Below are 9,020 nucleotides of genomic sequence, written 5' to 3'. Positions count from 1 at the left end.
CCACTGATTTAAACAATTTTCCAAATCTACTTTTAATCCCCAGGCGCTCCGATACCTATCCTCGGCAGTTTTCGCCATCAATTTCATTACTATTTTCGACAAAATTGGCGGAATTTCTGAATTAATGTGATGCGGTGGTAGCGGCTGTTTCGCAATATGACAATGAACTAACTCTAGGGCGTTGTCAGTCTCGAATGGCAGTTTTCCAGTCAGCAATTCATAAAAAGTAACACCCAAAGAGTAAAAATCTGTGCGATAATCGAGAGCGCGATTCATCCGACCAGTTTGTTCTGGGGAAATGTAGGGAAGTGTACCTTCTAAAACGTTGGGATTTTTCAAGGTAGGATTTTCCCTAGTTAATTGAGTGGCAATGCCAAAGTCGATGATTTTCAACTGCTTTGTTGCTGGATTGAAAATTATATTCGATGGGTTGATATCTTTGTGGATAATATTAGCGGCGTGAATCTGACCCAAACTATCAGTAGTTGCGATCGCAATTTCGATAAATTCCAAGAGAGTAAATACTCGCTTCTTCATCCATAATTTCAAGGATTCTCCCCCAAAATCCTCTAAAACTATGCAGAGCGTGTTTTGATATTTTTCTTGGTTGTAGACTTTGATAATACCGGGATAATCGAGCGATCGCGTAATATAATATTCCTGTTTGTATTTAATCAGTTCGGAGAAAGTTGGATAGTTTAGCTTTAAAATTTTCAGTACCACAGGTTGATTATCCCGCTCTTGCCACCCACGATAAACCAAAGAATTGGCACTTTCGTAAATTTGCTCTAAAATTTGATAGCCTGTAAATACGAACATCATCACCGTATTTTTACTGAGATTTAAATTCGTTAATTTTACACGAACAAATACAGAAAGATTCGGTTGGCAACAATTGCCTACTCTGAAGATGCAGTTATGTTAACATAGCTTTTTTGGAGTTGGGGCTTTTATTAATAATCAGTAATAATCCAATTTCAATCAGCTACTTTTGCTTTTATTACAGGACTTTATTCTCATTTATTTTGTTTCCTGGTAGGCAGGTGCAATCTGGGAATGCAATGCTTGCAAATTCTGCCTCATGGGGATCGATCGCCAGAGCTTCCAGAGACTATATCCAATTCTCCTGGCCCGATCCGGAGCGAAAAAGACCGAAAATAACGAAAATATAACGATGACATCGACTATCTTTAGTTTAAAAGTTGGCAATCGTTCTTAATGTAAGTATTTCCACACATTCGCCAAAATTCATGAACTTAGAGAATTTACCTAAAAAGCGATCCGGAGGAAATAAATCGACACCTGAATCAAATATATAAAAGCAGCTCTAAAACAAATTTTAGAGTCACTGACTGGAGTATAAATTTTAGAGGAAATTCAAATGCCTTTCACTGCAAGTGTTATTTCCGCTGCTAACTGGGGAGCCGTACCCCCGAAAGAGTTGCCGGAAGAAACAATACCTAAACTCATAATAATTCACCATACGGATAGCCCGAATCCTCCTAATGCTATATCTAAAGGAACATTGGAAGGAGGCAAACAGCTAGCCAGAAATATCCAACGCGCTCACATGGAGACTAACGGCTGGAACGATTCCGGACACAACTTTTTGAATACGATCGGCGGATTTGTACTAGAGGGAAGACAGGGTACTTTAGCAGCAATTTCCAAAGGACATTGCGTTCGTTCTGCTCACGCTGGAAATAAGGCGGCAAACGAGTCACCAGGAATTGAAAATGAAGGTAACTTCATGACTCACCGGATGGGAACAGCCCAATGGAATAGTCTGGTAGAATTATGTGCTGCTCTTTGCTCTGCTTACAATATCGATCCGGACAATATTAAAGGACATCGAGACTTTAAAGCGACTGACTGCCCTGGCGACTGGCTATACAGCCAATTGCCCCGTTTGCGAAGAGTTGTTCGACAAACTTTAGCTCCCCCCAGCATACCTTTAAAGAAAGGCTCGAAGGGTTCAAAAGTCAAAGATTTGCAGAAATATCTCAAAGCTTGGGGCTTTAATCCTGGCTCTATTGACGGCGTTTTTGGTACTAACACGCAAACTTCTGTAATCGGGTTTCAAAAATCTAAAGGTTTGACTGCGGATGGAGTTGTGGAGGCAAAAACTTGGAAGGCATTAATTACTTCACCGCCACCACAACCGCTACCATCGGAAATTATCAGTCTGGTCGATGTTTGCAAGTATTATCAAGGTTTGCCAGCGCAAGATCGTGCTTTGGAATGGCTGCAAGGGCAAATTCCCAAACCAATCATGGATGAGTTTGCAAAAAGATGGCGCGATCGAACTTCGCCGCAACCAACACAACCTTTAACTATGATTAATGTTTGCAAGTATTATGATGGGTTGTCCTATCAAGACGAGGCTTTGGAGTGGCTGGAAGGGCAAATTTCTCAAGCGGTTTTGGAACAGTTTGCCCAAAAATGGCGGAGTTAGTTATGAGGGGCTAGGGGTTAGGGGTTAGGGATTAGGGGAAGAGGGAAGAGGGAAGAGGGAAGAGGGAAGAGGGAAAAGGGAAGAGGAGGAATTTTTGAATGATTGACTTTCCCTAACCCCTAACCCCTAATCCCTAACCCCTTTTTTCCTTTTGACTTTTGACTTTTGACTTTTGACTCCCCCGCTCTCCTCTACCCCCCATTCTGATGGAGAGGGATTTCGATCGCAAACTCAGTACCTTTACCAAGCTGGCTAAAACAGTGCAATTTACCGCCGTGTCTTTCAACTACAATCTGGTAACTTATCGACAAACCAAGACCGGTACCTTTACCAACTGGTTTAGTTGTAAAAAAGGGATCGAACAAGCGCTGACGAACCGCTTCTGGCATACCTGGGCCATTGTCAGCAATGCGGATCGCAATGCGGTTGTTGTGTAAAACTTCAGTGCGAATGCGAATTGTCGGTGTTGGGTGAGAATTTTCCTGACTATCTGCAACCGAATACCTACTACTCTCTTGCAAAGCATCGATCGCATTGCTGAGGATATTCATAAACACCTGGTTAATCTGTCCGGGGTAGCACACCACATTAGGTAGGTTGCCATATTCTTGAAGGATCGAGATGCCGGAATAATTGGCATTGGGTTTTAAACGATTTTGTAAAATCATGAGCGTACTGTCAATGCCTTCGTGAATATTCACTGCTTTTACCTCGGCTTCGTCCGTGCGCGAAAAGTAACGCAGACTGCGTACTATTTCGCGAATTCGGTCTGCTCCCACCCGCATTGACTCCAATAGTTTCGGTAAATCCTGCTTGATGAATTCTAGGTCAATTTGTTCGGCTTTTTCTTCAATTTCAGCACTTGGTTGCCGACAGTGCTGCTCGTAGAGATCTATGATATCTAGCAAGTCTTGAATGTAATTTCTAGCAGGCTCAATATTACCGTAAATAAAGTTGACGGGATTATTAATTTCGTGAGCTACACCGGCGACTAATTGCCCCAAACTAGACATTTTCTCGCTCTGAATGAGTTGGAATTGCGTTTTTTGCAACTCGTTGAGGGTTTGTTCGAGTTCGCAGGCTTTTTGGCAAAGTAATTCTTCTCTTTGTCGCAAGGCAGCTTCAGCTTGCAGGCGATCGACAAGTTCTGTTTGTAATTTTTGATATAATTCGGATTGCTGAATGGAAATTGCTATTTGCACGCTCAATTGTGCTAGCAGGGTGACTTCTGTTTCCTGCCATTCCCTTGGGCCACTACAATGATGAGCGATCAGCAATCCCCACAAGTTTTCTCCTTGCAAAATGGGAACTACCAGGTTAGCTTGCACTTCAAACCGAGCTAGTAAATCGATGTGACACTGGGCAATATCGCTGGTGTAGATATCTGCGATCGCCCGAATGCGACCTTGTTGGTATTGCCGAACGTACTTTTCTTTAAAGCACGGATCTTCGATCGGAATTCCTAAAATTGGTTCGCAATTTTCGCCCACAGATTCCACCACCACCACGCCACTCCAATCCGATTCAAAGCGGTAAAGTACTACTCTGTCTGTTTGCAGAAATTGCCGCACTTCTTGTACTGTGGTATTGAGGACTTCCTCTAGATTTAAAGACTTGCGAATGCGTTGAGCGATCGCTCCTACCAGCAGTTCCCGATCCGCTTGCTGCCGCAATGCTTCTTCAAGTTTTACGTGATAGGTGATATCCATTGCCATACCGATGCAGCCCAAGATTTCACCACTTTGGTTTTTTAGGGGTGTAGCTCGATTTTCATATACCAAGTTTCCAATTTCACAAACCCAGGCAGTTTCTTCACCTGCAAGGACGTGGCTAATTCTGCTGAGAATATCGGGTTCTTGAAGGTAGAGTTCGAGGATCGATCGCCCAATTAATTCCCCAGGTTTTAGATTCAAAGGCTCTAATCCTTTTCCTTCTAAAAGAGCGATCTTACCTTCTTTATCGGTCGCAAATAATATTATCGGTAAATTGGTGACCACAGGCCGCAGCAGTGCTTCGCTTTCGCGTAAAATTGCTTGTGCCTGCTGCCTTTCCAGCGTTTCCCTGTGCAGTTTGTCAATGACTTGTCTCAATTGAGCTCTGTCCACAGCGATTCGGCGTTCGAGCGATTCGTTTACTTGTTGCAGCGCCACTTCTGCTTGCTTGCGATCGCTGATGTCCCGCACTACGCAAACTATTCCCATGCCTGCTTCAATCTCGCTCAAGGATAATTCTTGCCGATACTTGCTGCCATCTTGTCGCAAACCAACCGCTTCACCTCGCCATCGCCCACGTTTTTCCAGAGCAGGCAGAATATACTGCTCAAATATTCTTAGTTCTGCTCGATCGTAGAGAAGTTGCCAATTTTTCCCCATCAGATCTCTGGCACTGTCATATCCATTCATTTGAGCGTAAGCTTCATTTATGTAGATAAATTCCCCTGTAGAATCGAAAATAGCCATTCCATCTGCTGAAGCATTCATTGCCGCAGATTGCGCTTGCATTCTCTTTTTAGCTTTTTGTTGCTCAGTTACATCTACTTGTACGCAAATAAAGTGAGTGATGCGATCGCGCACATCTCGCACTGGCGAAATAGTCAATTCATTCCAAAAAGCACCGCCGTCTTTGCGATAGTTCTTCAATACTACCCGGCATTCCCGCTTGGCTTGCAGCGCCTGTTGGATTTGCGCCAACCCAGATAGGTCAGTGTCCCTGCCTTGTAAAAAAAGGCAGCTTTGTCCCAAAATTTCGTCCAGCGAATAACCTGTAAGTTGCACAAAAGCTGCATTGCAGTAAATAATAGGAAAATCCGGTAAAAGCGCATCGGCAATTACGATACTTGTGCTGGTTGCTGCGATCGCCCGTTCGTATAACTGCAACGTCATCTCGACTGTCTGGCTACTCAAGAACCTTTGACAGGTTTTGCGCGTAGCTAGTTTTGTGTTTTTCATTTAGTCATTGCCTAATTTTTTATTAATACGTTTAAAGATGTCCTCTAATCTAAAGAAAAATTTTATATTTCGGCTCTACCGATAGACAGAATTACTTCCATCTAGATAAAATAACTGAGTGGTAATCTCTCCAAGGCAACGGCTATTTTAAAGAATTAATAAACAATACTTATAGGCGCAAAAAAGCATCTGCGCTCAAAGGGAAAATCGTCCAAAAAAGTTATGTTGAAAAACCTCTGCTCTCCCGCCTCAATTTTTGGCAAGAAACCCAGCTTCTCAGGTCTCGATCGAATTAAAAATTGTGTCAATTTAGATGACAACACTGACTTGGCTATTATTTAAATAGTGAAGTGAAATAAAGAAGGTAATAAAATATGGCTGCCAAAAAGATTTTGATGCTTGTCGGCGACTATGTAGAGGATTATGAAGTGATGGTGCCGTTCCAGGCGCTACAAATGGTCGGACATACCGTTCATGCCGTGTGTCCCGACAAAAAAGCTGGACAAAAGGTACGAACATCCGTGCATGACTTTGAAGGCGACCAAACTTATAGCGAGAAACCAGGTCACAACTTTACTTTAAATGCCAACTTCGATGAAGTGGAACCAGAAAACTACGATGCTTTGGTTGTTCCAGGGGGACGTGCGCCGGAATATATCCGCTTAAATGAAAAAGTACTGGAAATAACTCGTCACTTTGCCCAAACAAATAAGCCTATTGCCGCTATTTGTCACGGATTGCAGCTTTTGGCAGCAGCTGGAGTTTTGCAAGGCAAGAGTTGCACTGCTTACCCAGCTTGCGGCCCAGATGTCACTCTTGCTGGTGGACTGTACGTTAATATTCCGGTTGATGAAGCGATGGTTGACGGTAATCTGGTGACGGCACCGGCTTGGCCCGCTCATCCCCGTTGGTTAGGGGAATTCCTCAAAGTTTTAGGAACTAAGATCGAACATAAGGATATGGTAGCGGTTTAGATGCGAAAAGAAACCCGGTTTCTTCAAGAAACCGGGTTTCTGCGTTGAAGCTACAAAAGCTGAAATCGGTCAGCCTGTTACTCTACTCTGGGACAAGGAACGGGGGGTACAAGAAAACCGCCAGCTTCGACAATAAAGTCATCATAGTCCCTGTCTCTTCCCGGTTTGGGTAGTCCGGTATCGTCCCAGCTGACGCGGACGCCTGTGCGATCGCCCACCTTCCCGTCGGATAGACCACCTTCAGACTGGGCGGAATCTGCATCGGAGCTGCCCAGTTGCTCGAATCTGGTCGAATAAAGTGTGGTTACCAACGTGTTGTTGGGTCGAAAAACCTTCAGGTAGAAAGCGTAAGGGGTATTTGCCTGAAACGTAAACCGCCTGATGGCATCTGGTACGGAGTTACCGGGCGTTCCCAGGAAATCCCTTGGCGTGCCGGTGTCATCTGTGCGTCTTGAGGGATTGTTCAGATCCGAGGTATCGCTGTAGTCATCAAAAGGTTTGACTTCGGCGATCAGATCTGTCATTTGGCGAGTTCTTAAATTGATGACGCCAAAAGTAGACTTGTAGTAGCCGTGGGATTCTCTGAATTCAAATTCGATCAGGGTATCTTCGTTGAATTGGACACCTTGCGATGGAATGCTCTGAGCTTTTACAGGCATTGAGAAAATGCCGATCGCTCCGGCGACGATCGCTCCCATCAGCAACTGCACCCCAACAGTGCGATCGCTTTTACCCTTTTTTTGGATCATAGTTTTCTTACTCCTCCTCACTCACCTTGAAACCTAGAAGTTGCCAGCCTAAGCAGAGATTTACCAAATCTTCCGAGATGGACTTGCCTGTCCTATTCCCTGCAATCGATCCTGCAAGCTATCTCGCTCATTTCGCAACGCATTGAGCCGCTGACACGCAGCCGGGTATTCGCCTGCCACATTTTGGGGGGTTCGCAAATACTGTCGGGGGCCACCGGGATTTGGCGGTGCGGCTTCGACTGCTGCCAAACAACCGTTATAGGCTTGTTCGGCTTCATCGTTGAACCTTCTGACTCGATCGACTAAATCGGGATCTAAGCGAACGCCGCGACGACCGAATTGGGGTGAGGTGTTGTTCCAGTAATTAGTTCCTGTAATGTCGGGAACGTGATCTGCCTTAGCAGGAGTAGTCGTTAGTGACCCGGCAATCAGAGATAGACCGACGACCCAAACAAAAGATTTAATTGTCCGCATGATTGTTGCACCTCCTACTTAAAACTGAAATGAAATTCCAGAGCCTAACACAAATCGCGGGTCGTCACCTCTACCGGCTAAGTCGCGCACGGCGGGAGTAATTACCCAAGGAATGCCTTTAAAGGGTGCGATCGAAAAGCCCAATGCTAGGTCTGTTCCTGTCCATTCAGTAATAAAGCTGATCGGTCGGACAAGTCGGAAGGCTACGTTACCAAAAAAGTTGGGATCGTTATCATCAGCATCGATCGCACCGTTCGAGCGAAACTGTCCGTCGCCTACTCCCACCGTAACTGCGAGGCGACTGAAAGGATCGCGAATCGATTCTCGCGTCCGAAAGATTTTTGTAATTACGCCGTAGCGGGAATGTTCAAAGTCATGGCTGCCGATATTGATCAAGCCGTTATAGCCAGCTGCTACCGATAGACTTTGGCTCAAGCGACGATGCACTTTTAAGTTAAAGCCGCCTTCGCCAAAATCATCTTCATCGTTGAAATTTTCAAAGGCGTAGGATATTTCCACCCCAACTAATCGATCGGCATCGCCTAAACCGATACCAACGCCAACATTGCCGTTATTATCATCGTCATCGGATCTCGTGGTGTTTTGATAAGTGCCGCCGAGAAAGAAGGTGTTTCGATCCGCACCAAAGCCAACGGGAATGTAGATACTCAAGCCAGGGGAAGATTCAAATTCATCTTCTACTTCGGGTACGGAGAGAGGGGCAATCTGTCGCGGACGAGGGCAGTTCCTGGAACCTTGAGCCACTTGGGTTGTGGAGTTAGAGGCTGTAGGGTTCTGTGTCGTTTGCGAACCGCAATAATTGGTTTGATTTTGACTTTGGCGATCGTTCAGTACTTGGTTGACATCCGCGTTTATGGATGACTGGGAAACGAAGTTATTGGCTCGCAGGGCTGCCGCACCTGGGTTTTCCGTCACAAGCAATTCCGTTGCTTCGGACTGCTTAGCGCTTGCGGGAGATGACTGAGCGATGATGTTATTTGTCGGTTGTGCGATCGAGCTTAATTCTGCTTCGAGTTGCTTTGTCACCTCTATTTGAGAGTTGCTATCGTTCTCAATTTGGGCAACTAGCTGCGCCAGAGATGGCGCTGTTACAGTTTCCGGTGCGGCGTAAGCACCAGATGGAGGAGCGTGCGTACTCTGACTGGGACTGGCTTCTGCACTCAAAGCCCCAGCTGCCAGAGCAGCTAACGTACATACAGCAAGAGTGGATAAACGCATATAAGTAGTCTCACAAAACTCACACCAACAGCAATCCCGGTAATGCCACCCTATATTCCCAAGGTTTAGCGCCTTGAGAATGTCAAAGTCAGCTACCCCGATCCTTTATCTATTATTGAGCGATATGCCCAATTGCTGCCAAGATATCTCGCTCTATTGCTAACTATCTTACTATCTCTTG

At 45.1% G+C, this 9,020-nt stretch carries 7 protein-coding genes; 2 read left to right on the top strand and 5 right to left on the bottom strand.

Going from position 1 to position 9,020, the window contains the following annotated elements; genetic code table 11:
* A partial coding sequence (locus H6S82_RS09590) for a serine/threonine-protein kinase (protein ID WP_191056176.1) occupies nt 1-819 on the bottom strand: 819 nt, incomplete at its 3' end.
* A 562-nt stretch (nt 820-1,381) separates the two neighbouring features.
* Between H6S82_RS09590 and H6S82_RS09585 the strand changes: the two genes are divergently transcribed.
* Nucleotides 1,382-2,455, top strand: a complete 1,074-nt coding sequence (locus H6S82_RS09585) for an N-acetylmuramoyl-L-alanine amidase (RefSeq protein WP_190463936.1) — start codon at nt 1,382-1,384, stop codon at nt 2,453-2,455.
* Nucleotides 2,456-2,646: 191 nt separating this feature from the next.
* Here H6S82_RS09585 and H6S82_RS09580 read toward each other — a convergent pair whose 3' ends face one another.
* Nucleotides 2,647-5,403 carry a PAS domain S-box protein gene (locus H6S82_RS09580; protein ID WP_190465537.1) on the bottom strand — a complete coding sequence of 919 codons (2,757 nt, stop codon included), beginning with the start codon at nt 5,401-5,403 and terminating at the stop codon, nt 2,647-2,649.
* 374 nt (nt 5,404-5,777) lie between these two features.
* Here H6S82_RS09580 and H6S82_RS09575 point away from each other — a divergent pair, with 374 nt between their 5' ends.
* A complete protein-coding gene (locus H6S82_RS09575) occupies nt 5,778-6,377 on the top strand; it encodes a DJ-1/PfpI family protein (protein WP_190465539.1) in 600 nt (199 codons plus the stop codon).
* Nucleotides 6,378-6,454: 77 nt separating this feature from the next.
* Here the strand turns inward: H6S82_RS09575 and H6S82_RS09570 are convergent, their stop codons facing one another.
* From H6S82_RS09570 to H6S82_RS09560, 3 genes are read right to left on the bottom strand one after another with little or no spacing between them, the layout of a single operon-like run.
* Nucleotides 6,455-7,126 (bottom strand): hypothetical protein, encoded by a 672-nt coding sequence (locus H6S82_RS09570; RefSeq protein ID WP_190465541.1) that lies wholly within the window; start codon nt 7,124-7,126, stop codon nt 6,455-6,457.
* Between the two features lie 60 nt (nt 7,127-7,186).
* On the bottom strand, nt 7,187-7,600 hold the full coding sequence (locus H6S82_RS09565) for a hypothetical protein (protein WP_190465543.1): 414 nt from the start codon (nt 7,598-7,600) through the stop codon (nt 7,187-7,189).
* An 18-nt stretch (nt 7,601-7,618) separates the two neighbouring features.
* Nucleotides 7,619-8,839: a hypothetical protein gene (locus H6S82_RS09560; RefSeq protein ID WP_190465545.1), complete on the bottom strand. Its 1,221-nt coding sequence runs from the start codon at nt 8,837-8,839 to the stop codon at nt 7,619-7,621.
* Nucleotides 8,840-9,020 lie beyond the last annotated feature (181 nt).

Origin of the sequence: Planktothrix sp. FACHB-1355 (assembly GCF_014748295.1) — a bacterium.
Taxonomy (GTDB): domain Bacteria; phylum Cyanobacteriota; class Cyanobacteriia; order Cyanobacteriales; family Aerosakkonemataceae; genus Aerosakkonema; species Aerosakkonema funiforme_A.
This window is presented reverse-complemented; position numbering and strand designations above follow the sequence as displayed.

What these genes read in the sequence shown, in the direction of transcription:
- H6S82_RS09585 (WP_190463936.1), top strand. Translation starts at nt 1,382, where the DNA reads ATGCCTTTCACTGCAAGTGTTATTTCCGCTGCTAACTGGGGAGCCGTA.
- H6S82_RS09580 (WP_190465537.1), bottom strand. Translation starts at nt 5,403, where the DNA reads ATGAAAAACACAAAACTAGCTACGCGCAAAACCTGTCAAAGGTTCTTG.
- H6S82_RS09575 (WP_190465539.1), top strand. Translation starts at nt 5,778, where the DNA reads ATGGCTGCCAAAAAGATTTTGATGCTTGTCGGCGACTATGTAGAGGAT.
- H6S82_RS09570 (WP_190465541.1), bottom strand. Translation starts at nt 7,126, where the DNA reads ATGATCCAAAAAAAGGGTAAAAGCGATCGCACTGTTGGGGTGCAGTTG.
- H6S82_RS09565 (WP_190465543.1), bottom strand. Translation starts at nt 7,600, where the DNA reads ATGCGGACAATTAAATCTTTTGTTTGGGTCGTCGGTCTATCTCTGATT.
- H6S82_RS09560 (WP_190465545.1), bottom strand. Translation starts at nt 8,839, where the DNA reads ATGCGTTTATCCACTCTTGCTGTATGTACGTTAGCTGCTCTGGCAGCT.